The organism is Gemmobacter aquaticus, from assembly GCF_007859075.1.
Lineage (GTDB): Bacteria > Pseudomonadota > Alphaproteobacteria > Rhodobacterales > Rhodobacteraceae > Gemmobacter > Gemmobacter aquaticus.
In genome coordinates this window covers 225,757-250,694 of the sequence record NZ_VOAK01000023.1, presented here as the reverse complement: position 1 = coordinate 250,694, position 24,938 = coordinate 225,757, and the positions used below count along the sequence as shown (strand labels likewise).

The 24,938-nt window shown below is 63.5% G+C and carries 26 protein-coding genes and 1 pseudogene; 7 read left to right on the top strand and 20 right to left on the bottom strand.

The window, feature by feature from the left end; all coding sequences use genetic code 11:
• From FQU74_RS15775 to FQU74_RS15755, 5 genes and pseudogenes are all read right to left on the bottom strand, one after another.
• Positions 1 to 139 (bottom strand): annotated as a pseudogene (locus FQU74_RS15775) (electron transfer flavoprotein subunit beta/FixA family protein); the annotation flags it as partial.
• Positions 140 to 288: 149 nt separating this feature from the next.
• A complete protein-coding gene (locus tag FQU74_RS15770) occupies positions 289 to 864 on the bottom strand; it encodes a cob(I)yrinic acid a,c-diamide adenosyltransferase (protein WP_146287429.1) in 576 nt (191 codons plus the stop codon).
• The gene (locus FQU74_RS15765; RefSeq protein ID WP_146287445.1) at positions 864 to 1,073 is read right to left on the bottom strand and encodes a twin transmembrane helix small protein; all 210 of its coding nucleotides are present in this window, start codon (positions 1,071 to 1,073) and stop codon (positions 864 to 866) included. The genes FQU74_RS15770 and FQU74_RS15765 overlap by 1 nt, the downstream gene beginning before the upstream one ends.
• A gap of 87 nt (positions 1,074 to 1,160) precedes the next feature.
• Entirely contained in the window at positions 1,161 to 1,994 is an 834-nt protein-coding gene (locus FQU74_RS15760) for an SDR family NAD(P)-dependent oxidoreductase (protein WP_146287428.1), read from the bottom strand.
• Positions 1,995 to 2,057: 63 nt separating this feature from the next.
• Positions 2,058 to 2,474, bottom strand: a complete 417-nt coding sequence (locus FQU74_RS15755; protein WP_158635610.1) for an SH3 domain-containing protein — start codon at positions 2,472 to 2,474, stop codon at positions 2,058 to 2,060.
• A gap of 246 nt (positions 2,475 to 2,720) precedes the next feature.
• Between FQU74_RS15755 and parC the strand changes: the two genes are divergently transcribed.
• On the top strand, positions 2,721 to 5,024 hold the full coding sequence (parC, locus tag FQU74_RS15750) for a DNA topoisomerase IV subunit A (protein ID WP_146287426.1): 2,304 nt from the start codon (positions 2,721 to 2,723) through the stop codon (positions 5,022 to 5,024).
• Between the two features lie 41 nt (positions 5,025 to 5,065).
• Here the strand turns inward: parC and pheS are convergent, their stop codons facing one another.
• The 6 genes from pheS to pyk form a co-directional block, all read right to left on the bottom strand.
• Entirely contained in the window at positions 5,066 to 6,145 is a 1,080-nt protein-coding gene (gene pheS / locus FQU74_RS15745; protein WP_146287425.1) for a phenylalanine--tRNA ligase subunit alpha, read from the bottom strand.
• 101 nt (positions 6,146 to 6,246) lie between these two features.
• On the bottom strand, positions 6,247 to 7,659 hold the full coding sequence (locus FQU74_RS15740; RefSeq protein ID WP_146287424.1) for an alanine/glycine:cation symporter family protein: 1,413 nt from the start codon (positions 7,657 to 7,659) through the stop codon (positions 6,247 to 6,249).
• Between the two features lie 203 nt (positions 7,660 to 7,862).
• On the bottom strand, positions 7,863 to 8,228 hold the full coding sequence (gene rplT / locus FQU74_RS15735; RefSeq protein WP_146287423.1) for a 50S ribosomal protein L20: 366 nt from the start codon (positions 8,226 to 8,228) through the stop codon (positions 7,863 to 7,865).
• A gap of 12 nt (positions 8,229 to 8,240) precedes the next feature.
• Positions 8,241 to 8,441, bottom strand: coding sequence for a 50S ribosomal protein L35 (gene rpmI / locus FQU74_RS15730; RefSeq protein WP_146287422.1), 201 nt, complete (start codon positions 8,439 to 8,441; stop codon positions 8,241 to 8,243).
• Between the two features lie 114 nt (positions 8,442 to 8,555).
• Complete coding sequence (locus FQU74_RS15725) at positions 8,556 to 8,780, bottom strand: hypothetical protein (RefSeq protein ID WP_146287421.1); 225 nt, start codon at positions 8,778 to 8,780, stop codon at positions 8,556 to 8,558.
• Positions 8,781 to 8,817: 37 nt separating this feature from the next.
• A complete protein-coding gene (pyk, locus tag FQU74_RS15720) occupies positions 8,818 to 10,263 on the bottom strand; it encodes a pyruvate kinase (protein ID WP_146287420.1) in 1,446 nt (481 codons plus the stop codon).
• Between the two features lie 283 nt (positions 10,264 to 10,546).
• Between pyk and FQU74_RS15715 the strand changes: the two genes are divergently transcribed.
• Entirely contained in the window at positions 10,547 to 11,287 is a 741-nt protein-coding gene (locus FQU74_RS15715) for an N-formylglutamate amidohydrolase (protein WP_146287419.1), read from the top strand.
• A 377-nt stretch (positions 11,288 to 11,664) separates the two neighbouring features.
• Here FQU74_RS15715 and FQU74_RS15710 read toward each other — a convergent pair whose 3' ends face one another.
• Complete coding sequence (locus tag FQU74_RS15710; protein WP_146287418.1) at positions 11,665 to 12,525, bottom strand: D-amino-acid transaminase; 861 nt, start codon at positions 12,523 to 12,525, stop codon at positions 11,665 to 11,667.
• A gap of 213 nt (positions 12,526 to 12,738) precedes the next feature.
• Here FQU74_RS15710 and FQU74_RS15705 point away from each other — a divergent pair, with 213 nt between their 5' ends.
• The 4 genes from FQU74_RS15705 to FQU74_RS15690 all read left to right on the top strand — a co-directional run bounded on the left by FQU74_RS15705 (position 12,739) and on the right by FQU74_RS15690 (position 15,920).
• Positions 12,739 to 13,701: an L-malyl-CoA/beta-methylmalyl-CoA lyase gene (locus FQU74_RS15705; protein ID WP_146287417.1), complete on the top strand. Its 963-nt coding sequence runs from the start codon at positions 12,739 to 12,741 to the stop codon at positions 13,699 to 13,701.
• Positions 13,702 to 13,932: 231 nt separating this feature from the next.
• Entirely contained in the window at positions 13,933 to 14,556 is a 624-nt protein-coding gene (locus FQU74_RS15700; RefSeq protein ID WP_146287416.1) for a sulfotransferase family 2 domain-containing protein, read from the top strand.
• A gap of 93 nt (positions 14,557 to 14,649) precedes the next feature.
• The gene (locus tag FQU74_RS15695; RefSeq protein WP_146287415.1) at positions 14,650 to 15,609 is read left to right on the top strand and encodes an acetyl-CoA carboxylase carboxyltransferase subunit alpha; all 960 of its coding nucleotides are present in this window, start codon (positions 14,650 to 14,652) and stop codon (positions 15,607 to 15,609) included.
• The gene (locus tag FQU74_RS15690; RefSeq protein ID WP_146287414.1) at positions 15,606 to 15,920 is read left to right on the top strand and encodes a DMT family transporter; all 315 of its coding nucleotides are present in this window, start codon (positions 15,606 to 15,608) and stop codon (positions 15,918 to 15,920) included. The genes FQU74_RS15695 and FQU74_RS15690 overlap by 4 nt, the downstream gene beginning before the upstream one ends.
• Positions 15,921 to 15,926: 6 nt before the next feature.
• Here FQU74_RS15690 and FQU74_RS15685 read toward each other — a convergent pair whose 3' ends face one another.
• Genes FQU74_RS15685 through FQU74_RS15675 form a run of 3 tightly spaced genes read right to left on the bottom strand, consistent with a single transcriptional unit; the run spans position 15,927 to position 18,231 of the window.
• Positions 15,927 to 16,661, bottom strand: coding sequence for a lysophospholipid acyltransferase family protein (locus FQU74_RS15685; protein ID WP_170246250.1), 735 nt, complete (start codon positions 16,659 to 16,661; stop codon positions 15,927 to 15,929).
• A complete protein-coding gene (locus FQU74_RS15680; RefSeq protein ID WP_373289048.1) occupies positions 16,661 to 17,563 on the bottom strand; it encodes a cell division protein FtsX in 903 nt (300 codons plus the stop codon). The genes FQU74_RS15685 and FQU74_RS15680 overlap by 1 nt, the downstream gene beginning before the upstream one ends.
• Entirely contained in the window at positions 17,560 to 18,231 is a 672-nt protein-coding gene (locus FQU74_RS15675; protein ID WP_146287412.1) for a cell division ATP-binding protein FtsE, read from the bottom strand. Before FQU74_RS15675 ends, FQU74_RS15680 begins: the two co-directional genes overlap by 4 nt.
• A 169-nt stretch (positions 18,232 to 18,400) precedes the next feature.
• Between FQU74_RS15675 and FQU74_RS15670 the strand changes: the two genes are divergently transcribed.
• Positions 18,401 to 19,237, top strand: coding sequence for a zinc-ribbon domain-containing protein (locus FQU74_RS15670; RefSeq protein WP_146287411.1), 837 nt, complete (start codon positions 18,401 to 18,403; stop codon positions 19,235 to 19,237).
• 6 nt (positions 19,238 to 19,243) lie between these two features.
• On the opposite strand, the gene FQU74_RS15665 is transcribed toward FQU74_RS15670, so the two are convergent.
• The 5 genes from FQU74_RS15665 to argH form a co-directional block, all read right to left on the bottom strand.
• Complete coding sequence (locus FQU74_RS15665) at positions 19,244 to 21,745, bottom strand: DUF4175 domain-containing protein (protein WP_146287410.1); 2,502 nt, start codon at positions 21,743 to 21,745, stop codon at positions 19,244 to 19,246.
• Positions 21,746 to 21,774: 29 nt separating this feature from the next.
• The gene (gene lysA, locus FQU74_RS15660; protein ID WP_146287409.1) at positions 21,775 to 23,040 is read right to left on the bottom strand and encodes a diaminopimelate decarboxylase; all 1,266 of its coding nucleotides are present in this window, start codon (positions 23,038 to 23,040) and stop codon (positions 21,775 to 21,777) included.
• 73 nt (positions 23,041 to 23,113) lie between these two features.
• Positions 23,114 to 23,323, bottom strand: coding sequence for a hypothetical protein (locus FQU74_RS15655; protein WP_146287408.1), 210 nt, complete (start codon positions 23,321 to 23,323; stop codon positions 23,114 to 23,116).
• Positions 23,323 to 23,457, bottom strand: a complete 135-nt coding sequence (locus FQU74_RS15650) for an argininosuccinate lyase (protein ID WP_146287407.1) — start codon at positions 23,455 to 23,457, stop codon at positions 23,323 to 23,325. Before FQU74_RS15650 ends, FQU74_RS15655 begins: the two co-directional genes overlap by 1 nt.
• 56 nt (positions 23,458 to 23,513) lie before the next feature.
• A complete protein-coding gene (gene argH / locus FQU74_RS15645; RefSeq protein ID WP_146287406.1) occupies positions 23,514 to 24,938 on the bottom strand; it encodes an argininosuccinate lyase in 1,425 nt (474 codons plus the stop codon).

Below are 24,938 nucleotides of genomic sequence, written 5' to 3'. Positions count from 1 at the left end.
TCGCCTCTTCAACCGCGATCTCGTCAAACGGGTTCATCGACATCTTCACGTTCGCAAGATCAACTCCCGTGCCATCCGCCTTCACACGGACCTTCACGTTGTAGTCAATCACGCGTTTGACCGGTACCAGGACCTTCATCAGCGGCAATCTCCTTAGACTTTCGGCCCGCACGGGCCTTTCCAAGCTCTCCGCAGCGTTGTTAGCCCGGCCTGCACGCAGAAAACAATCCAAAAGCGACGCGGTGCGGCGCCACGACGCCGCGTCATTGACGCTGCGTCAGGCTGCGATCAACCCCGTGTGAGCCCCGGTACCCACAAAACATCGCCGCGTCCGTCATCATTGGCGATGCGCGAGGCGACAAAGAACCAGTCGGACAGGCGGTTGAGATAACGCAATGCAGCCGGATTGATGTCCTCGAGCGTGGCGAGTTCCACAGTCAGCCGTTCCGCCCGGCGTGAAACGGTGCGGCACAGGTGCAGATGGGCGGCAAGCGCCGTGCCACCTGGCAGAATGAAGCTCCGCAGGGTGGTCAGGTTGGCGTTCATCGCATCAATCTCGGCCTCCAGCCGGTCGACCTGCGCATCGATGATCCGCAGGGGCGTGTAGCCAGCTTCGTGATCGCGCGCCATATCGGGGCGGCAGAGGTCGGCGCCCAGATCAAACAGATCATTCTGGATGCGCTGAAGTGCTGCGTCCATGTCGCCCGAGGCGTGCAGTCTGGCCAGCCCGAGGGTGGCATTCGTTTCGTCCACGGTGCCATATGCCGAGACGCGCAACGCGTGTTTTGCGACGCGCGTGCCATCGCCAAGCGCCGTGTCGCCCGCATCGCCCGTCCGCGTATAGATCTTCGACAGAACGACCATCAGTTTCCTCCACGCTGGTGCAAATAGGCGAAGAGCACGATCAGCGCCACGGCAATGGCCTGGGCGATGATGCGATAGCGCATCAGGCGATTGGCATGTTTGCGATTGAATTCACCGCCCTTGGCAAAGCCGCCGATACCGATCATCAGGATGACCAGAACCGCAAGGCTTGCAAAGGCTGCGACAAGAAAAAGCGGGTCTTTCAGCAGCATCTGGTCCCCCTGCTATGCCGGCCAAAGCGTTACCGGGCAGAGATAGCGGCTTTGCCGGGAAAGGCGAGGGGGAAATTGTTCGGTTCAGGACTTGGCGATCAGCCAGTCCAGTGCCGAGGTGGGCAGGATGCGCCGGGCCAGCCCCATGATATGTGTGGCGTTCGTCACATAATACCGCCCGCGCGGCCGCGGGCTTTCCAGCGCGTGCACCAGCTTGGCGGTGACGGCCGAGCAAGGAAGTTCGAACCGGTCGGGGCCCTGCTTCGGCTCGTAAAGTCGATGCAAGAGGCCGCGGTATTCCTCGGCGCGCGCCGATTTCTCCCAGTCGATCCAGCGTTCGAAATGCGGGATCGAGTTCTCGCGGATACGGGTCGGGATCGGACCGGGCTCGATCAGGGAGACATGGATGCCGGTGCCGCGCATCTCGACGCGCAGGACATCGGTCAGCCCTTCGAGGGCAAACTTGGTCGATACATAGGCCGCGCGCCACCGCATGCCGACAAGCCCCAGAACCGACGAGCAATTGACGATCCGACCGTGTCCCTGGGCGCGCATCACCGGGATCACCCGGCGCGTCAGGTCGTGATACCCAAAGAGGTTGACCTCGAAGATTTCGCGCAGTGCGCCGCGCGGAAGGTCCTCGGCTGCGCCGGGGCAGGCGAAGGCGCCATTGTTGTAAAGCGCATCCAGCGTGCCGCCCGTGCGGTCCAGAACGGTCGCGACTGCCGAGGCAATGCTGGCCTCATTGGCGTAGTCGAGCGTGAAGCTGTCAAACCCCTCTTGCCGCAGACGCTCGCAATCCGCCTCTTGCCGACAGGTCGCAAAGACACGCCATCCCCGCTCACGAAGCCCCCGCGCCGCATCGAGCCCTATGCCCGAGGAACAGCCGGTAATCAGCACGCTGCGAGGGTTCGACATGAGGTAGCTCCGATGGTTATGCCATCGGGATACGAGGTATCGACCTCCTTCGCAATCGCAGCATCACGGGGTCAGGAGATCGGACTTCACATAGCCAGCGATGCCATCGCCCTCGACAAGAACATGCGCCCAGCCGTTATCCTCGGTCCATAGCACGAGAATGGCCTCGCCTTGCGCGAGCTGTCCGATGACGTCGGTCTGGGTTGATGGACCTTCGCGCACATTCACAGATCGCGCGCGGATGAAGCGGATCTCTTGCCCATCCAGCGTTTCGGTTAACGGTGAGGCCACGACCCGCACCTCGGGGGGGCTGCTGTCGGGGTGCACCAGCGGCAGCGAGAGCGGCAACCGGTCCTCGGGCAGGGGACGGGTGAAGGCCGCCTTGCGCAGGTCTGGTTCGATTGCCGGTTCGACGCTCGTCTGAACAGGCGTGAGCGCAGGCGGGGGAGAGGTCGGCTGAGGCGCGGCGGCAGTTGCCATACGGTTTTGCTGCGCCGACAGCAGACCGGGGCGCAATTGTCCATGGTCCCGTCCGCCAATCAGCATGACAAGAAAAAGGCTGAAACAAAGGGTCAGAAGCAATCGGAGCATATCAATACCGGAATCACTTGGAACAACGTCATTTTACCACGCAACATGACAATTCCATGCGGAAATTCGGGCGGCTTTGGCACGTGCTGGCAAATCCGGCTGGACCGGCGCGGGGGCAGGCACTACACAACATCCATGAGCCAAAGCCCCGATACCCCCCAGATCGAGTCCGTCACGATTTCAGAGCCGCTGCGCCGTGCCATCGGTGAGCGCTACCTGACCTATGCGCTGTCCACCATCATGCACCGCGCGCTGCCTGATGCCCGCGACGGGCTGAAGCCGGTGCATCGCCGCATCATGTATGCGATGCGCGAGTTGCGCCTGTCCCCGACGGGGGGCTTCCGCAAGTCGGCGAAAATCTCTGGCGATGTCATGGGCAACTACCATCCCCATGGCGATGCCGCGATCTATGATGCGATGGCGCGTCTCGCTCAGGACTTCAACGTCCGCTACCCGCTGGTTGACGGGCAGGGAAACTTTGGCAACATCGACGGCGATAACCCCGCTGCCAGCCGCTACACCGAGGCGCGGCTGACACATATTGCCGAGCTGCTGATGGAGGGGTTGACCGAGAACGCGGTCGATTACCGCCCCAACTATGACGGCACGCTGGAAGAGCCGGTGGTGATGCCCGCGGCCTTCCCGAATCTTCTGGCCAACGGGTCAAGCGGTATCGCGGTCGGCATGGCGACCAATATCCCGCCGCACAACCTGCACGAATTGATCGACGCCTGTCAGGCGATGATCGATGACCCCGAGATCCCGGACGATGATCTGGTGCGCCACGTGCCCGGCCCGGATTTCCCCACGGGCGGGGTGATCGTCGAGCCGCGTGACAGCATTCTTGAGGCTTACCGGACCGGGCGTGGCGCGTTCCGTCTGCGTGCGCGTTGGTCGGTCGAGGATCTGGGCCGCGGCCAGTGGCAGATCATTGTCACAGAGATCCCCTATCAGGTGCAGAAGTCGAAGCTGATCGAGCGGTTGGCCGAGATCATCCAGACCAAGAAGGTGCCTGCCCTGGCCGATGTACGCGACGAATCGGCCGAGGATGTCCGCATCGTGCTTGAGCCGCGCGTCCGCACGATCGACCCCGACATGCTGATGAGCATGCTGTTCAAGAACAGCGATCTGGAGATCCGCTTCAGCCTGAACATGAACGTGCTGATCGACGGGAAAGTACCCAAGGTCTGCTCGTTGAAGGAAGTGCTGCGCGCCTTCCTCGATCATCGCCGTGACGTCCTGCAACGCCGCACGACCCACCGGATCGAGAAGATCGATCACCGGCTGGAGATTCTGGACGGCTTCATCCTGACCTTCCTGAACCTCGACCGGGTGATCGACATCATCCGCTACGACGCTGACCCGAAGCTTGCCCTGATGACCGAGACCTGGGGCAAGAAGCACAAGCGGGCGATGTCGGAAGACGACTATGTGCCGCCGAAGCCGGGCAAGGGTGAGCTGTCGGAGGTGCAGGCCGAGGCGATCCTCAACATGCGCCTGCGCAGCTTGCGCAAGCTGGAAGAGCTGGAGCTGATCGCCGAACGTGACGCGCTGCGCGAAGAGCGCGCCGACCTTGATGCGCTGATGGGAGATGCTGGCCTGCAATGGGCGCGGATCGGGCGCGATCTGGCGGATGTCCAGCGGCAGTTCGGCAAAACCACTGCCATTGGCCGTCGCCGGACCGAGTTCGCCGACATGGCCGAGGTCGAGGAAGTTCCGATCGAGGCGATGATCGAGCGCGAGCCGATCACGGTGATCTGCTCGAAAATGGGCTGGATCCGCGCGATGAAGGGGCATCAGCCGCTGGATATCGACGCCAAGTTCAAAGACGGCGACGAGGGGCGGTTCATCTTCCACGCCGAGACCACCGACCGAATCCTGGTCGTGGGCGCGAATGGCCGCTTCTACACCGTGTTGGGGGCGAACCTGCCCGGCGGGCGTGGCATGGGTGAGCCCCTGCGCCTGATGATCGATCTGCCGAACGATGCCGAGATCACGGACCTTATGATCTGGCGACCGGGCGAAAAGCTTCTGGTTGCCTCCACCGCCGGTGACGGCTTTGTCGTGCCCTCGGAAGAGGTGATCGCGCAAACCCGCGCCGGCAAGCAGGTGCTGACGGTCAAGGAAGGGGTGCGGACGGCGCTCTGCCGCCGCATCATGGGCGATCATATCGCAGTGGTGGGCGAGAACCGCAAGCTGCTGGTCTTCCCGGTGGCTGAGTTGCCGGAAATGGCCAAGGGCAAGGGCGTGCGGCTGCAAAAGTACAAGGATGGCGGTCTGTCCGATGCGACCACCTTCAACCTTGCCGACGGGCTGTCGTGGAAAGACCCGGCCGGGCGCACGCGGCTGGAAACCGATCTGGCGCAGTGGCAGGGCGCGCGGGCTGCAAGCGGCGCAATGGCGCCCCGCGGCTTCCCGCGGGACAACACCTTCACCTGATATGCGAAGGGCGGCCGATGGGCCGCCCTTTCTGTTTGTGGTTACCGGCTGAGCCCGCCCGGCAGATCGGGCAGATCGAGTGCTGCGAAACCGTAATGGCGCAGCCAGCGCAGGTCGGCCTCAAAGAAGGCCCGCAGATCAGGGATGCCGTATTTCAGCATCGCGATGCGGTCGATGCCCATGCCGAAGGCAAAGCCCTGCCATTCGTCGGGGTTCACGCCCGCGGCCTGCAACACCTTGGGGTGCACCATGCCCGAGCCGAGGATCTCCATCCACTTGTCGCCTTCGCCGATCTTCAGTTGGCCGCCGACGTTGGAATAGCGGATGTCCACCTCGGCCGAAGGCTCGGTGAAGGGGAAGTGGCTGGCGCGGAAACGCAGTTCGACCTTGTCGACCTCAAAGAAAGCGCGACAGAACTCCTCCAGCACCCATTTGAGGTTTGCCATGCTGATGTCGCGGTCAATGGCCAGCCCCTCGACCTGATGGAACATTGGCGTATGAGTCTGGTCCATGTCCATGCGATAGACGCGGCCCGGTGCGATCACGCGGATCGGCGCGCCCTGTTCGGTCATCGCCCGGATCTGCACCGGGGACGTATGGGTACGCAGCACATGCGGCGGGCGGTTGTCGCCTACGGCGCGATGCATGAAGAAGGTGTCATGTTCCTGCCGTGCGGGGTGCTCGGGCGGGATGTTCAGCGCGTCGAAGTTGTACCAGTCGCTTTCGACTTGCGGACCCTCGGCCACCGAAAAGCCCATGTCGGCAAAGATCGCGGTCAGTTCGTCCATCACCTGACTGACGGGGTGGATGCTGCCCATGCGGCGCGGCCGGCTTGGCAGGGTAACGTCCAGCCATTCTGATTTCAGTCGCGCATCAAGTGCCGCATCGGCGAGCGCAACCTTACGGGCGCGCAACGCGGCGTCGATCTCGTCCTTGACGACGTTCATTGCGGCACCGGCAGCCTTGCGCGCCTCGGGCTCCATCTTGCCCAGCGTCGCCATCAGCGCCGAAACCTCACCCTTCTTGCCTAGCGCGGCAATGCGCACCTCTTCCAGCGCAGCCTCGTCAGCGGCGCGGGCAACAGCGTCGATGTATTTGCCGCGAAGTTCTGTCAGGTCCATCTCAGTCTCCGGTATCTTGCCCCGGTGCTACCGATGCGGGGCCTGATTTGCAAGGGCGCAGCCCGCAGACAGGGGAAAGGGGGCCGAGGCCCCCTTTCGCATCACTTCCAGATTTCGGGGTTCACGCCTTTGGCGAGGTCGGGGTGATCGGCAATGTGGAACGTCGGCAGTTTGCCCGCCTTGCGTTGGGCCACATAGTCGCGGGTCAGCGTCACCACTACGCCCGATAGCACCACGATTGCGATCAGGTTGATCGTCGCCATCAGCCCCATCGAGGCATCGGCAAAGTCGAACACGGTTGCAACAGCCTGCAGCGCGCCCCAGATCACCATGACCAGCACCAAAACGCGAAGCCCGGTCAATGCGGGCTTGGCGCCCAGTCCCAGAAACTCCATTGCGCTTTCGCAATAGGCATAGTTGCCGATGATCGAGGTGAAAGCGAAGAAGAAGATCGCCACCGCCACGAAGGTCGCGCCCATCGGGCCGAAGTGGTGGGTGAGCGCAGCCTGCGTCAGTGCGGTTCCTGTGACGCCATTGGTCGGATCCAGCACGCCCGACAACAGGATCATGACGGCGGTCGCGGTGCAGACAAGGATCGTGTCGATAAACACGCCAAGTGCCTGCACGAAGCCCTGGCTCGAGGGGTGGTGGGGGTCGGGCGTCGCGGTCGCGGCGATGTTCGGGGCTGAGCCCATCCCCGCCTCGTTAGAGAAGAGCCCGCGCTTGATCCCGTTCAGTGCGGCCGCAGCGATGCTCCCGGCAACCCCGCCCGCAGCCTGACCCATCCCGAATGCGCTGGAGATGATGACACCCAGAACGCCGGGCACCTGGCCCGCATTCATGATCAGAACGATGATCGCGGCCAGCAGATAGACCCCGGCCATGAAGGGCACGACATATTCTGCGACCCGTGCGATCTGGCGCACGCCGCCGAAGATCACAAGCCCGGTCAGCGCGGCAATGGCAACGCCGGTGCCGAGTTTGGGCACGCCAAAGGCGCCCTGGAAGGCATCGGCGATCGAATTCGCCTGTACTGCGTTGAAGACAAGGCCGAATGCGATGATCAGACAGACCGAGAAGATCGCCCCCAGCCAGGGCAAGCCAAGCCCGCGCGCGATGTAGAAGGCCGGACCGCCGCGATAGGTGCCGTCGGCGCCATGCGTCTTGTAAAGTTGCGCCAGCGTGCTTTCGGAATAGGCGGTTGCCATGCCCACAAGCGCGACCATCCACATCCAGAAGATTGAACCGGGTCCGCCAAGATAGAGCGCCACCGCAACACCCGCGATGTTGCCGGTGCCGACGCGTGAGGCAAGGGAGACCGTCAGCGCCTGAAAGGGCGATATCCCGTCCTTGTCGCGCTCACCCGAGCCGATGACACAGCGGAACATCTCGCCAAAGTGGCGGAACTGGATGAAGCCCAGGCGAACTGTGAAATAGATCCCGACTGCAAGCAGCCCGTAAATGAGGACATAGCCCCAGAAAACCGTATTCAGAAATCCGATCAAAGTCGTCATGCGCGCCTCCATGACCTGTCAAAATTACGCCGGAGCACCGCCCCCGCCGTGATTGCGGGGATGACCGTTTTCTGAAGCTCTGGCAAAGCCATTGTGACTGTTTGCGCAAACAATTCCAGTGGCTTGGTGGCATCACAATCCGAATCGCAACGGAAAAAGGCCCCGCCGGGGCGGGGCCTTCAAAACTTGCTCTGCACCCTTGATCAGGCTGCGAGGGCTGCCTTGGCCTGGGCCGCGATGGCGTTGAACGCCTCGGGCTCATGCACGGCGAGATCGGCCAGAACCTTGCGGTCCACCTCGATCCCGGCTTTCGCCAGACCGTTGATGAAGCGCGAGTAGGTCATTTCCAGGTCGAACAGACGGACAGCCGCGTTGATGCGCTGGATCCACAGGGCGCGGAAGTTGCGCTTGCGGGTCTTGCGGTCACGGGTTGCGTACTGGTTGGCCTTGTCGACGGCCTGGGTCGCAGTGCGGAAGTTGGTCGAGCGGGCGGCGTAGTAGCCGGACGCCTGCTTGATGACCTTGCGGTGACGCGCGTGGGTCACCTTACCGGATTTGACGCGGGACATGTTTCAGGCTCCTCAGCGGTCGTATGGCATGTATTTCTTGACGATCTTCGCATCGCTCTCGCACAGGATCATCGTTCCTGAAGCGTCGCGGACGAATTTCGTCGTGCGCTTGATCATGCCGTGACGCTTGCCCGCCGGGCCAGCCTTAACACGACCGGACGCCGTGAAGCTGAAACGCTTCTTGGCAGCCGATTTGGTCTTCATCTTGGGCATTTCCATCTCCTCGTTGAGGGTGAACGCGCGACTCGGCAATGCCACACCGGCCGGCCGCACGTGGATAGAGCGGGCGCTATACGGCCCAATTTGGGAAAGTGCAAGCCCCGCGCGTTACTGCAGTGTGCGAATCACGACCCGATGAAACGCGCCGGGAATGTCCTGCACTTCATATCCGCCGGGCTTTCCGTTCAGCGCCACAGCGATGAGGACAGCACCGGCCAGAACCATGAGACCCGCCAAACGAGGGGGGCGGCTCTCACGGAAGGCACTTATCACGGCAGGTAGAGCAAGCACCGTCAGGCACAGCCCGATAACAAGATACAGGTCGGTATTCACATCCGCCCCCGAGAAACGCCTAAGCTATGGCTTGACGTTACTCCGGGTCGGCGCGGTGAATCAATCGTTCGTCACATGGGGCAACGCGCAGGATGTTCGTCGTGCCGGTGACGTTGAAAGGCACACCCGCGGTGACGACGATCTGGTCCTTCTCGGTCGCGAAGCCAAAGTCACGCGCCGCGCGCACTGCCGAGATGACGGCGCCCTTGAAACGGTCCTGCTCTTCGGTGATCGCGCAATGCGCGCCCCAGGTCAGGCAGAGGCGACGGGCGGTACCGATAAGGGGCGTCAGGCCGATGATCGGAACGCGCGGACGCTCACGCGCGACAAGGCTGACCGTGGTGCCCGACTGCGAGAAGCAGCAGATCGCCTTGATGTCGGTCGCCTCGGCGATCTCGCGCGCAGCGGCGACGATGCCGTCTGCTACGGTCGCGCGGGCCACACGGCGGCTTGCCTCGATCACGTCGCGATAGGTGGGGTCGCTTTCGACGCTGATCGCCACGTTGTTCATCGTGCGGACGGCCTCGATCGGGAACTTGCCAGCCGCGCTTTCGGCCGAAAGCATGACCGCATCGGCGCCCTCATAGATCGCGGTGGCAACGTCTGACACCTCGGCGCGGGTCGGCACCGGGCTTTCGATCATCGATTCCAGCATCTGCGTGGCCACGATCACCGGCTTGGCGGCAGCACGGGCCTTGCGGATAAGCTGCTTCTGGATCGGTGGCACGGCGTGAACCGGCAACTCCACGCCAAGGTCGCCACGCGCAACCATGATGCCGTCGGCGACGGCGAGGATCGCGTCATAGCTTTTCACGGCGGCGGGCTTTTCGATCTTGGCAAGGATGGCGGCGCGGCCATTGGCCAGGGCGCGGGCCTCGATCACGTCCTCGGGGCGCTGGACGAAGCTGAGCGCAAGCCAATCGATGCCAAGCTGGCAGGCGAACTCGAGATCGATCCGGTCTTTCTGCGACAGCGCGGCCAGCGGCAGCACGACATCGGGCACGTTCACGCCCTTGCGGTTGCTGATCGTGCCGCCCACCGTCACGGTGCAATCGGCAAAGTCGCTGCCACAGGCATCGACCTGCAGGCGCAGCTTGCCGTCGTTGACCAGCAGCGTCGATCCCGCCTCAAGTGCGGCGAAGATCTCGGGGTGCGGCAGGTTCACGCGGCGGCTGTCGCCGGGGGTGGGGTCAAGGTCAAAGCGGAAGGGCTTGCCCACCTCAAGCTCGGCCGAGTCGTTGGCAAAGGTGCCGACGCGCAGCTTGGGGCCCTGAAGGTCGGCGAGGATGGCGATCGGGCGGCCCGTGTCAGCCTCGACCTTGCGGATGATCTCATGCCGGCTGCGGATGTCTTCATGGGTGCCGTGGCTCATGTTCAGACGGAACACATCGGCCCCCGCCTCGAACAGCCCGCGGATCATATCGTAGTCGGATGAGGCGGGGCCCAGCGTGGCCACGATCTTTACATTGCGCATCCGTTTCATGCAGGGAATCCTCGTCTCTTGCTTCGCGCCATGTTGGCGATGTCCTTGGGCCAAGGACGTTATGGACCAAAACCGCCGTTGCGGCAATCTTGGTTATGTTAGCGGTAACGGTGGCGCGAGGGAAGCGTGTTGTGCCCGCACTGGGCCTGATTCTACGCCTCCTGTCGCAACCTGCCAACGCATTCATCACCCAAGGTCACCGCAAGCGGGTTTTATTGCCGTCAATGACCGCGTAGACCTGCCTGACGGAAATGCCAGCCTGACGGAAATGAATGGCACTGTGATGACAAGACCCCCTTACTGGATTGCGGGCGAGAACCGGCCCGGGCGTTATCTGATCACCTGCGACCATGCTACCAACCGGGTTCCGGACGAAGTTGGGGGCGGCACGCTGGGACTGCCTGCCGAGGACATGGCGCGTCATATCGCCTGGGACCCCGGTGCCGCAGGTGTGGCAGAGGCTCTGGCGGAGGCACTGGACAGTCCGGTCATCTGTGCCGATTTCTCGCGGCTCGTCATCGATCCGAACCGGGGTGAGGACGACCCGACCCTCGTGATGCGGCTCTATGATGGCACCATTATTCCGGGGAACCGACATGTCGACGCGGCCGAGGTGGAGCGGCGAAAAGCGCTGCTTTACCGCCCCTACCACACGGCACTGGCCCATCTCGCCGCGCGACGGGACGATACGGTGATCGTGTCGATTCACAGTTTCACCCCCTGCCTGCGGGGCCGCGCGCCGCGCCCGTGGCACATCGGCGTGCTGCACAGCCACCTTGATGGACGAATGTCGCGCCTGCTGATCGCGGCGCTTGAACGTGAGGGGGATCTCTGTGTCGGGGATAATCAGCCCTACAATGGCCATCTGCCGGGTGACGCGATTGATCGGCATGCCTTGCGCGCGGGGCGGCACAATACACTGATCGAACTGCGCAACGATCTGATCGCGACGCCAGAGTCGCAGAGGGCTTGGGCGCTTCGGCTGATTCCCGCGCTGCAAGCGGCAGTGGCTGGGCTGACGTAGGGCGGTCAAACGTCCGAAGCTGGACCGAGGCAAAACTTCAGGTCAATGGACACAACCGCATCAACCTTCGGTCCGGGGCACATGAAAAACACGCGCAAGGGAAGCTGAAAATCACTCTTACACTAACTGGTTACAATTCACACACAGTAACAACCAGAACCGAGCACCGTTTACACAACTGCAACAACTTTCTTCCCTTGCGCCCTTACAACTAATCCGAGTTCGAGGAAGTTTTGTAGCTGTCTTTTAAGACATGTCTATTTGGACAGGTTGCCCTTTGGGAAGTTGCATCGCCACGCGGTGAGACGGGATTCCAAGTTGTCGATCTTCCGTGCGCCCCAAGGGCTTGGGCGCACGGAAGTCGGGCAGTTTACGGATCAAACCGCAGCCTTGCGCATTTCCTCGAGGTAGATCTCGCGCAGTCGGGTGGCGACTCGGCCCACGGTGCCGGTGCCAACCGGCGCGCCGTCCACCTCGACCACGGGCATCACGAAGGCCGAGGCCGAGGTGATGAACGCCTCATCTGCGCTCTTGGCCTCATCGATAGTGAAGTTGCGTTCCTCGACCTCCATCTGTGCCTCTCGGGCAAAGCGCAGGACGGCGGCACGGGTGATTCCATGCAGGATGTCACTGGACAGCGCCCGCGTGATGATGCGGTTGCCCTTCACGATATAGGCGTTGTTCGAGGTGCCCTCGGTCACGAAGCCGTCTTCGACGAGCCAGGCGTCATCGACGCCCGCCTTCTTGGCCGCCATCTTGCCCATCGAGGGATAGAGCAGTTGCACGGTCTTGATATCGCGGCGGCCCCAGCGGATGTCGGGGATCGAGATGACCTTCCAGCCGGTCTTGGCGACGGGGCTTTCAGCAAGGCCGGGCTTCGACTGTGTAAAGAGAACCACGGTCGGCGCAGTATCAGCCGGGGGATAGGCAAAATCGCGATCGCCCGGATTGCCGCGGGTCACCTGCAGATAGACCATGCCATCGACGATATCGTTCCGCGCGACGAGCTCGCGATGGATGGCAAGCCATTCGTCATCGCTGTGGGGGTTCGAGATCTCAAGTTCCGACAGGCTGCGGGCCAGACGTTTGCAGTGACCGTCAAAGTCGATCAGCTTGCCGTCAAGGACGCTTGTCACCTCATAGACGCCGTCAGCCATCAGGAAACCACGGTCAAAGACCGAGATCTTCGCCTCCGCCTCGGGCACATAGTCTCCGTTCACATAGACGGTGCGGCTCATCGGTAATCCCCCTGCCTTGCATAGAAACAAGGGCGGTTTGCGGCAGCGTTGCGGGCGCGTCAAGCGCGTTGTCCCACTCGGGCACAGCAAGGGCGGGTTGCTGGCCATTCTGTGGGTGCGATGCTGCGACTGCAAATGAAACTGGACAGTGGGCGCGCAAGATTATAACAAAGCGCAACATCGATCCGAAACATCCTTGCCGAGAGTTTGCCGATGAGCTTCCGCATTCAACCTGCCGCCCCCGCCCGCCCCAACCGCTGCCAATTGTTTGGCCCTGGTTCGCGTCCTGCCCTCTTTGAAAAGATGGCGGCCTCTGCTGCGGATGTGATCAACCTCGATCTGGAAGACTCGGTTGCGCCGACCGACAAGGATCAGGCGCGCGCCAATATCATCGAGGCGATCAACACGCTGGACTGGGGCACGAAGTACCTTTCGGTTCGCATCAACGGGCTCGATACCCCCTTCTGGTATCGTGACGTGGTGGATCTGCTGGAGCAGGCGGGCGACCGGCTGGATCAGATCATGATTCCCAAGGTCGGTTGTGCGGCCGACGTCTATGCGGTGGATGCACTGGTCACGGCCATCGAACGCGCGAAGGGCAGGATCAAGCCGATCAGCTTTGAGGTCATCATCGAATCAGCTGCCGGAATCGCGCATGTCGAAGACATCGCGGCCTCCTCTCCGCGCCTGCAGGCGATGAGCCTTGGGGCGGCGGACTTCGCGGCATCGATGGGGATGCAGACCACCGGCATCGGGGGTACGCAAGAAAACTACTACATGCTGCGCGAGGGCGTGCGCCACTGGTCTGACCCATGGCACTGGGCGCAGGCGGCCATCGTTGCCGCCTGCCGCACCCATGGCATCCTGCCGGTTGACGGCCCATTTGGCGATTTCAGCGATGATGAGGGCTATCGTGCCCAGGCACGGCGCTCGGCCACTTTGGGCATGGTCGGCAAATGGGCGATCCACCCGAAACAGATTGCGCTGGCCAATGAGGTCTTCACCCCCTCCGACTCGGCCGTGGCCGAGGCGCGTGAAATCCTTTCCGCCATGGAGGCCGCGAAGGCGCGCGGCGAGGGTGCGACCGTCTACAAGGGCCGTCTTGTGGATATCGCCTCGATCAAACAGGCCGAAGTCATCGTCCGGCAGGCCGAAATGATCGCCGCGGGCGCCTGAAACGCGCACAAAACCGTTGACAGACTGCCTTGGCAGGGCGCAGGTTGGTGTCACAAAAGCTTAAATATTCATCGCTCGCAAAAGCGATACCCGTGCCGCCAGCGGGGAGAGGAGGCCCTCGGCGGCAACACGGGAGGAGCACGCCCCGCAGCTAATCCTGCGGGGCGTTGCCGTTTGGGGCGCTCTCTGCCATTGCAGGACATTGGCAAGACTGGAGGGCAAGGGACACACATGCCATTCATCGACCATCAGGGCCGCCGCAGCCTCTTCGTGCATATCCCAAAGACCGGTGGCACCTCGATCGAAACCTGGCTCAGAGGGATTGGGCCGCTGCGGCTCTATCGCAACGGTATCCCGCAGGCGTTGAAGGTTTCGGTGCAGCACCTGACCTATACCGATATCCGGTTGATCCTTGGTGATGATTACTTTGACTATGGCTTTACGATCGTCAGGAATCCGTTCCGGCGGCTGGAAAGCGAATACCGCATGCGCAGCGACCTCGCGACAGATGGGGTTCTGGGGCGTGTGGCGGTCTTTCCGGTCTGGGTGCGCACGCAGATTGAAATGATGCAAAAGGCGGTGTTCCATCAGGATGGTCATTTCCGCCCGCAAATCGATTATGTGTCGAACCACATCGAGATATTCCGGTTCGAAGAGGGGATCGACAGCATCATCGCCAAGGTCTCGGCCAAGACGGGCCTGCCGATGCCGGCCGAAACCCCGCACGAGATGCGCCCACGCCGGTATGATGCTGCGCAGCACGGCGAACTGGAATGGGATATGCCGCTGGTCAATCTGGTGCGCCGGACCTATGCCGCCGATTTCGAGACCTTTGATTACAAGTCCGAGCCCTGATCGCCTTGGCTATCGCGCCTGCCGAGTTGCATCTTTGCAAGCCAGCGGCCATATAGGATGCCGTTTCCTGACGTGCCCCTCAAGGAGTGCCCGATGAACTACCTCGAATTCGAAAAGCCTTTGGCCGAGATCGAAGGCAAGGCCGAAGAATTGCGGGCACTCGCACGTGCCAACAAGGAAATGGATGTCGAGAAAGAGGCGGCTGCGCTGGATCGCAAGGCCGAGACGCTGCTCAAGGACCTCTACAAGGACCTGACGCCGTGGCGCAAATGTCAGGTGGCCCGCCACCCGGACCGGCCGCATTGCAAGGATTACATCGACACGCTCTTCACCGAATACACCCCGCTGGCAGGCGACCGTAACTTTGCCGACGACCATGCGGTGATGGGCGGACTTGCCCGGTTCAACGACCAGCCGGTCGTGGTGATCGGCCACGAAAAGGGCAATGACACCAAATCGCGGATCGAGCGGAATTTCGGCATGGCCCGGCCCGAGGGCTATCGCAAGGCGATCCGTCTGATGGACATGGCTGATCGCTTCGGCTTGCCGGTTGTCACACTCGTCGACACGCCCGGCGCCTATCCGGGCAAGGGCGCGGAAGAACGTGGCCAGGCCGAGGCCATCGCGCGCTCGACCGAGAAATGCCTGCAGATCGGCGTGCCGCTGGTTTCGGTCATCATCGGGGAAGGTGGATCGGGTGGCGCGGTTGCATTTGCCACCGCGAACCGCATCGCGATGCTTGAACACTCAGTCTATTCGGTGATCTCGCCCGAGGGTTGCGCCTCGATCTTGTGGAAAGACGCCGAGAAGATGCGTGAGGCCGCCGAGGCGCTACGCCTGACCGCGCAGGACCTCCAGAAACTGGGCGTCATCGACCGCATCATCAAGGAACCACTGGGTGGCGCCCAACGTGCGCGCAGGGAAACCATCGACGCAGTCGGCAAGGCGCTGGAAACCATGCTCAAGGAGTTGTCGGGCAAGAAGCCCGAGGTCTTGGTCAAGGAGCGCCGTCAGAAGTTCCTCGACATGGGCTCGAAGGGGCTTGCGGCATGAACGCCTGGCTGATGCTTGTGGTCGCCGGCCTGCTGGAAGTGGGTTGGGCGCTTGGGCTCAAGCAATCGGAGGGCTTCACGCGCCTGTGGCCTTCGGTCCTGACGGTCTTGGGGGCACTCGGCAGCTTCTGGCTTTTGAGCCTTGCGATGAAGGATCTGCCGGTTGGTACCGCCTATGCCGTTTGGGTGGGCATAGGCGCCGTAGGCACGGCGATTCTTGCCGTTTTCCTGTTTGGAGAGCCGGTCAACACCATGCGCGTTGCCGGTATCGCGCTGATCATTGGCGGGATCGTTGCGCTGAAACTGGCCTGACAGGGATCAGGCGCGAAAGCCCGCCTCGGCCAGCAAGAGATCCGTTGCCTCCTCAATCTCGGTCTCAAGCCGGGTGAGAAACTCGTCTTGGGCAACCCCTGCCTCGATGGGGGGCAGGAACTCCACCACCGCAGTGCCGGGTTTGCGCAGAATGCCATGCTTGGGCCAGAAGACGCCCACGTTGGTTGCGACCGGCACGCAGGTCTGTTCTAGTTGTCTGTAGAGCAGCGCCGTTCCAACCTTGTAGGGTTTCTTCACGCCGGGGGCGACGCGTGTTCCCTGTGGGTAGATGATCAACTGCCCCGGCAGGCTCGCCCCCGATTTCACGTCGCGCATCATGCGGGCAATGGCGACGCCGCGCTTGCCGCGATCCACCGGCACGCAGCCAATGCGCAGGGCGTACCAGCCAAGGATCGGAGCCCAGATCAGCTCTTTCTTCATGATGAACTTGCCGCGGGGCACGGCCCCGAAGATCAGAATGATATCGAGAAAGCTCTGGTGCTTGGCTGCGACGACCACCTCGGTTTGCGGCACCTCGCCCCGGACTTCGGTGTCAAGCCCGCAGAGCAGGCGCAGGGTCAGACGGACCCAGACACAGAAACTGCGGCAGGCCGTATGCGCATGGCGCCGGTCGATCATGGCGGGGACAAGGAACACCACGCCCAGAACCAGCATCGCCAGATACATCTGGACGATGAAGACCAGCGACAGCACCCACTGCAGGGGCAGGAAACGGCGCATCACATCAGCTCCCTCAGCTTGGTCAGCGCAGCGTGCCGTGTGGCGACAAAGGCCACGATGGCTGCGATCAGCGGCAATGCCAGCGGCAGGAACCACCACCACCCGGTGAAGCCGAGCCCGGTCAGGAACCCGCCCGCCGCATCGGTCGATGGCAAAAGCGCGACGCCGAGCGTTCCCGCAGCCGCTCCGGCCAGCGCCCCGGTAAAGGCGCGAAGTGTAAAGCGGCGCACAAAGGCGCGGGCGATATAGCCGTCATGCGCGCCCACAAGGCGCAGAACCTCGATCACCTGCGAATTCGCGGCAAGTGCTGCATTGGCGGCCAGGGTGATCATCGCGGCCATGGTGCCGCCGATCAGCGCGATCGAGACGATCCCCAGTAGCCGCAGGCGCGCCGCCGCACTGGCGAGGGGCCTGCGCCATCGCGTATGGTCATCCAGCACGGCGCCGGGCGCCTCGCCAGCCAGGCGCTTGCGCAGCCCTTCGCCGTCATAGCCCTCGGGCGCCTCGGTCAGCTCGATCAGGCGCGGCATCGGCAGCGCCTCCAGCGGCAGGTCTGGGCCGAACCACGGCTCAAGCAGCTTCTTCTGCTCGTCATCCGTCAGCGCGCGGGCGCTGGCGATGCCGGGCGTCGACAGAAGAATGTCCAGAACCACGCGGGTCTGCATCTCCATCTGGTCGGGCGGGGCTGAGATGCGCACGGTCGCGGTGCGGGCCAGTGCCTCTGACCAGCGGTCGGCAAGCCGTCCTGATGCCAGTGAGAGCGCAAGCGCAAAGACCGCCAGAAAGGTCATGGCACCCGCGGTGAACGAGGTGAGCCAAGCGGTATGGCCCGAGGGCGGCACCACCCGGTCGGCTTGCCGGTCGCCCCGGCCCAGCAGGGAAAGCGCGGTTCGCAGCATCAGAGGTCCGCCCCCGCAAGTTGTACACGGCGGTTCCGGATGCGCAGCACGCGGGCTGCGACCATGGTCTTCGATTGACGGATCAGGTTCAGGTCGTGCGTTGCCATCACGATGGTCTTGCCCATCCGGTTCAATTCCGCAAGCAGTTGCAGAAGCCGCATCGACATGTCCCAGTCGAGGTTGCCGGTCGGCTCGTCCGCAAGAATGATCTCCGGGTCCATGATGACGGCGCGGGCCAGAGCGGCCCTTTGCCGTTCGCCCCCTGATAGCGACGGGGGCAGCGCATCGGCCAGATGCCTGAGGCCAACCCAGGACAACAGATCGCCCAGATCGTCGTTGCTGACCTCGCGGTCAGAGACCGTCAGCGGCAACGTGACATTGGCGGCGAGCGGCAGGTGGTCGAGAAAGCGGCAATCCTGATGCACGACGCCGATGCGGCGGCGGATGTCGGCGACCTCGTCGCGCGAGAGACCCTTCACCTCGCGGTCAAAGATCGTGACATGCCCTGCTGTGGGCAGAAGTTCGGCGTAGCACAGTTTCAGGAACGTTGATTTCCCCGCGCCCGAAGGCCCAGTGAGGAAATGAAACGACCCAGGTGCCAGCTTGAGCGAGATCTCTGACAAGAGCTCTCCTCCGCCATAGCTGTAGGCGACATTTTCGAATGCAATCACGCTTCGACCCTTCCAAAGACGCGGCGCACAATCGCCCGGAAACGCGTAGGATTCAACGGCAACAGGGTTGCAAAAGTGCGATTCGCTACGGGTAAAATGCTTGGAGGCAAGGCACTTCGTTGCTAGAAAGACGAAAGAAACAAGCCGATGAACGGCGGGAGCGGTGCTCATGCGACTGATTTGCCCCAATTGCGATGCGCAATACGAGGTTGCCGAGAGTGCAATCCCCGAAGCTGGCCGGGATGTGCAGTGCTCTGCCTGCGGTCACACATGGTTCCAGCAGCACGCCTCTGCCCAGTCGTCCGCGCCCGCAGCTTCGGTCATGGCTGCGCCCGAACGCCAACCCGATCCCGTGCCTGAACCGCCGATCGCCCGCTTTGATCCGCCGCTGCCGGAAGACGTGACTGAGGTCGTGTCGGAAGAAGCGCCGCCACCCGCGCCCGAAGCGCCCGCCCGTCCGGCCGCCGCCTCGCGCAGTCTGGACGAGTCGGTCATGGCTGTCCTGCGCGAAGAGGCTGAGCGCGAGGCCCGCGCACGCGAAACCGAGCGCCCCTCGCTTGAGGTGCAGGAAGAATTTCCGCTTTCAGCACCCGCCGCACCACCGGCTGCCGCTGCCGCCGTCCGACGGATCGTTGTTCGGGCGCCCGAGCCCGAGCCGGATGACGTGGAGGCGGTAGAGGAGGCGACCGAGCGTCCGGGCAAGGGGCGTGAGCTTCTACCCGACATCGAAGAGATCAACTCGACCCTGAGCCCCGCCCATGATCCGTCACATGGCGCTGCCTATGCGACGGCAGAGCCGCGCCGTTCGGGCGGCTTCCGCCGGGGCTTCATGTTCGCGCTTCTTCTGGGCATTCTGGCGCTTGCCGCCTATGTGACGGCGCCGCGCATCGTGCAGCGCTTTCCTGCGGCTGAGCCCGCGATGACGGCCTATGTCGGGCAGGTCGATGTGCTGCGGTTGAAGCTGGATGCGCTGATGCAGCGGGCGATTGCCGCGATTCAGGGCTGAGACCAGCTAGAACAGGTCAAGCAGCCGCTTCAGGTAATCCCGCTCGTTGTCGGCGCGTTGCTGTTCACCTGCGCGTCGACGGATTTCGTCCAGCAGATCCTGCGCGCGGCGCTGGATATCCTGCCCTTGCAGCAGATTTCGGTCCGATCCAATCCGCCCGGCATTACCCGTTTCGCGGCCCAGCGGGTCACGACCGGCTTCGGACGCGCCATTGCCGCCATCCTGCGCGCCGCTCTCGCCCTGGGTCTGCCGATCTTGCTGCGACTGCGCCTCGTTCAGTGCGCGCATACCGTCGCGCATCCGGTCCATGGCCTCGGCCTGACGGTCCAGCGCGCCAGAGAGATCACCCTCGCGCAGGGCACGCTCAGCCTCGCGCATCTGACGTTCGGCCTCGTTCAACGAGTCGCGCCCCGCGTCGCCCTGTTCGGTGCCGGGGCCGGGCAGGGGCCCGCGGCTCAGCCCATCCAGTCGGTCCCGCAGCGCCTGCTGGCGGTCGGCCAATGAGCCACCGTCCTGGCCCTCACCGCCTTCACCCTGTTGTTCGCCATTCTGGCCGTCCTGCTGTTCGCCCGGCTGACCCTGTTCGCCATCGCCCTGCTGCAATTCGCGGAAAGCCTCATCCGACAGGCCTTGCTGGTCGCGCAGCGTATCCTGAAGGCCCTTCATACCCGGCATCTGCGGCCCGCCCGAGCCACCCTGGCCCTCGGTCATCTGCAGGTTTTCCAGCAACTGCTGAAGCATCGCCATGGCCTGCGCGGCCTCGGCCATCTTGCCCTCTTCCATCAGGCGCTGGATCTCGTCCATCATCTTCTGGATCTGGTCGCCGGTAATCTCCATCTGCTCGCCCGCCTGGGCGCTGTCCCCATCGGGGTTGCGTTCGGCCTCTTCCGCCAGAAGTTGCATGTAGTCGCGGGTCGCCTCGCGCAACTCGTCCATCAACTCCTGAATCTCTGACGGATCGGCGCCATTGCGGATGGCCTCGTTCAACCGCTCCTGCGCGCGCTGCAACCGCTCGCGGGCGGACGCCAGATCACCCTCTTCGACCAGAAGCGCAATCTCCCATAGCTCGACCGCCAATGCGTCACGCTGCTCGACGCTAAGGGTTGAGGCCGAGGCGCTGAGCGTGGCCATCGCCGCCTTCAGTCGCTCGAAGGTCTTTTCGTCGCGGATCAGATCATCGGGCAGATGGGTGACCGCATGCAGGATCTGCGCCGCACGAGGGGCATTGGCACGGTTCCACAAGAGGTCACGACGCATCTCGATGATGGCTGCCGCCAGCGGATCGAAGAACCGCTTGCCCGGCAGGATCGTCGCCATCAGCTCGGACTGACCGGTCTGGCCAAGTGCGTCGTTGACGTCGAGACGCACCTGCACGGGCAGGTTGGCGAAAGGATGCTGAGAGAGATCCTCTTCCAGCGCGGCCTCGAACTTTGCGCGATTGCCGCTGATCGGCAGCGGCAGGTCGATCACAAGGGGTTCGCGCGGTTCCGGGTCAATCGTCAGCCCGAAACGGCGATCAACCTGTGCAAGGTCCAGCGTTACGGTCGCGGTGCCGCCGGTGATGCCATGGTCATCCTCGGCCGAGAAGGGCATCTTCATGCGGCCATCGCGCTCGCGGCTGATCTCGCGCAGGACCGCCACGCGCGGGGCCGCATCGCGCAGCGCAACGATGCGCCACTCGCGCCCGCCTGTGCCGCTGATGGTGACGGCGCCGCTCTGCATCACCTCGAAGTTCTGCGACAGATCAGACGCAGGTGGCGGCGTGGTCGCGCCCGATACGGTTTCCGACAGGGTCAGCGAGCCGACGGGGCCGTAGAGCCGCACCTGAATCCGCGTGCCCTGCGGCAATTCCAGCGTGCCTTCGGGGATGTCGTTCAGATAGAGCGCTGGCTTGCCAGTGTGGAGCGGCGGCTGCGCCCAGCCCTCCCATGTCGGGCCATTCATCATGGCCTCGGCCGCGCCAGGCGCCAGGCCACTGACACTGGCGACCCGCCAGAGTGAGCCGAACATCAACGCAAGCACCAGCATGGTCAGCGCCATATAGCGCAGCCCAAAGACATCGCGGATCGACAGTTGCAGATCGGGCTTTACCGCCTGTGCCGCGCGTGCCCGTGCGGCCATGCGCGCCCGATGCGCCTGCCATACCGCGACCGAGGCGGGGTCACTGCTGCCGATCGCCTGATCATCTGCCAGTGCCGAAATCGGCTGGCCCGGCATCGAGGCATCGAGCCGCGCCAGCGCCTCGACCCTGCGGGGCATCCGGAAGCGCCGCGCGCCAAGCACCAGCGACGCGATCGCGGCAACAAGCAGCGCCACCAGCCCACCCCAGGCCACTTCAAGCGGCAGCATATCCTGAATGCCGAAGGAGAGGAACGAGAGCCCTACCAGAATCACGGTCCACAGGGGCCAGAAGGCTCGCGACAACCGTTCGGCCCAAAGTCCCGCCCACGTCAGCCGCAGGGGCCAACGGATGCGATGCAGAACTTCGGGGGTCGAGGTCGGTTCCATGCCCTCCGTCGCGTTTCCGGCTGCGCGGGTTACAGCCACTCAGGGATGATATCCCGCTTCAAGATCTCGTCATAGCTGGGCCGCGCCCGGATGACGGCGAAGTGATCGTCCCTCACAAGCACTTCGGGCACAAGGGGGCGTGTGTTGTATTCGTTCGACATGACCGCGCCATAGGCCCCGGCCGAGCGGAAAGCCACCAGATCGCCCTCGGCCACCAGCGGAAGCTCGCGCCCCTTGGCGAAGGTGTCGCCGGTTTCGCAAACCGGGCCTACCACATCAAAAGGCTGGGTCGGGCTTCCGGCAGCGGGTTCGGCCAGCGGGATGATATCGTGATGGGCATCATACATCGCCGGCCGGACCAGATCGTTCATCGCGGCATCGAGAATCAGGAAGTCGCGCCCTTCGCCGTTCTTCACATAGATAACGCGGCTGACCAGAACGCCGGAGTTGCCCGAGATGAGCCGCCCCGGCTCGATCTCGATCTCGCATCCCAGATGACCCAGCGTGCGTTTGACCATCGCGCCGTAGTCGAGTGGCAGCGGCGGGGCTTCGTTCGAGCGGGCATAGGGGATGCCAAGGCCGCCGCCCAGATCGAGCCGGCGGATGTCGTGCCCGTCGGCGCGCAAGGTCTCGGTCAGTTCGGCAACCTTGCGGAAGGCCTGCTCAAAGGGCTCAAGCTCCACCAACTGGCTGCCGATATGGACATCGATGCCCACGACCTCCAGCCCCGGCAGGCGCGCGGCTTCGGCATAGACCTCACGGGCGCGGGCAATCGGGATGCCGAACTTGTTCTCGCTCTTGCCGGTGGCGATCTTGGCATGGGTGCGCGCATCTACGTCGGGGTTCACCCGCACGGCGATGGGCGCGCGCAGGCCCAGCGATTGCGCCACATCAGACAGCGCCCGCATCTCGGGCTCGCTTTCCACGTTGAACTGGCGGATACCGCCTTCCAGTGCCACGCGCATTTCCTCGCGCGTCTTGCCGACGCCGGAAAAGACGATGCGGTCGCCCGGTACCCCTGCGGCGCGGGCGCGCAGGTATTCCCCCACCGAGACCACATCCATGCCCGCACCCAGATCACCAAGCACCTTGAGTACTGCCACGTTCGACAACGACTTGATGGCAAAGCAGACCAGATTGGGCAGGGGCGAGAGCGCTTCCTTGAACAGTTGGTAGTGGCGCGTCAGGGTCGCGGTCGAATAGCAGTAGAAGGGCGTGCCCACGCTGGCTGCGATTTCGGCCAGCGGCACCCCCTCGGCATGCAGGCCGCCGTTGCGATAGATGAAGTGGTCCATGAAGCAGCCCCTCGCGCGCGGTTTCTCGCGCTATAGCAGAACCTTGCCGCGCCGCAATCGGCAAGCCCGGCGATCAGAGGCCGATCCCCACGCCAACCCCGTAGATGCTGGTGCCGATGCGCGCGCCATAGGGGTTCGCCCCAATGCGGACGCCGCCCACATTGGTTGATACGGTTGGCACCACCGAGATGTCATTTCCCGACGCCACCACCCCCACGTTGGTTTCTGGCGGCTGTGCGCAGGCACCAAGCGCCAGAATGGCCAGCAGCCAACGGACGCGCATCACATGGTTCCAACGACCCCGGCGCGGGCATCGCCGGAGATGGTGATACCGGGTGCTGCAGGGGCCTCGGGCGCGCCATCGGCGCCACAGGCGGCAAGCAGGCCAAGCAGGGTCAAGGGGAAAATCAATCGCATCGCAATACCTCGGTCTACGGGCGCGGCCCGACGTCGGGCCGCGCGATCACGCTGCATCAGGCCAGACGGTCCTGCCAGAGCGCAATCTGCGCCCGGACCTGCACCGGCGAAGTTCCGCCATAGGACCGGCGTGAGTTCACGGAATTCTCGACGCCCAGAACATCAAAGACATCTTGCCGGATTCCGCTGTGAACCGACTGCATCTCGGCCAGTGTGAGTTCGGGCAGATCGCAGCCCTTCTTCTCGGCCATGCCGACGAGCGTGCCGGTGACGTGGTGGGCCTCGCGGAAGGGCAGGCCCAGTTCGCGCACCAGCCAGTCGGCGAGATCGGTCGCGGTGGAAAAGCCGCTGGCGGCGGCCGCGCGCAGGTTCGCCACCTGCGCCTCCATGTCGCTGACCATGCCGGTCATCGCTGCAAGCCCCAGCATCAGGGTGTCGGCGGCATCAAAGACCTGTTCCTTGTCTTCTTGCATGTCCTTGGAATAGGTCAGCGCCAGCCCCTTCATCACGGTGAACAGCGCCACGGTTGCCCCCATGATGCGACCCAGCTTTGCACGCAGAAGTTCCGCCGCGTCGGGGTTCTTCTTCTGCGGCATGATCGAGCTGCCGGTCGTCCACTTATCGGAAAGGCGCACGAAACGGAACTGCGCACTGGACCAGATCACCAGCTCTTCGGCAAAGCGCGACAGGTGCATCGCGCAGATCGACGAGGCCGAGAGAAACTCCAGCGCGAAATCGCGATCCGAGACGCTGTCGAGGCTGTTGGCCGTCGGTCTGTCAAAGCCGAGGGCCTTTGCCGTGGCATGGCGGTCGATGGGGAACGAGGTCCCGGCCAACGCCGCAGCGCCCAGCGGGCATTCGTTCATCCGGCGCCGCGCGTCTTCAAAGCGTGACCGGTCGCGCGCCAGCATCTCGACATAGGCCAGCATGTGATGACCCCAGGTAACAGGCTGGGCGGTCTGAAGGTGGGTGAAGCCCGGCATGATCCAGTCGGCGCCCAGGTCCGCCTGTTTCAGGAAGGCGCGCATCAGGGCGGTGATGCCGTCGATCGCCGCGTCACATTGCGCGCGCACCCAGAGACGGAAATCGACTGCGACCTGATCATTGCGCGACCGCGCCGTATGCAGACGCTTGCCCGCCTCGCCGACGATCTCGGTCAGCCGGCTTTCGACGGCCATATGGATGTCTTCCTGTTCAACCCGGAAGGCGAACTTTCCGGCCTCGATCTCTGACAAGACCGTGAGCAGGCCTTCCCGAATGGCCTCGGCATCTTTATGGCTCAGGATGCCCTGCGCCGCGAGCATCGCGGCATGGGCGCGCGAGCCGGCGATATCCTGTGCGTAGAGCCGCTGGTCGAAGCCGATGGAGGCGTTGATCGCCTGCATGATGGCATCAGGCCCGGTCTGGAACCGACCGCCCCACATGGCATTCGCCGATGTCGGGACGTCTGCGGTGGCCTGGGTCTTGTCGTCTGCGCTCAT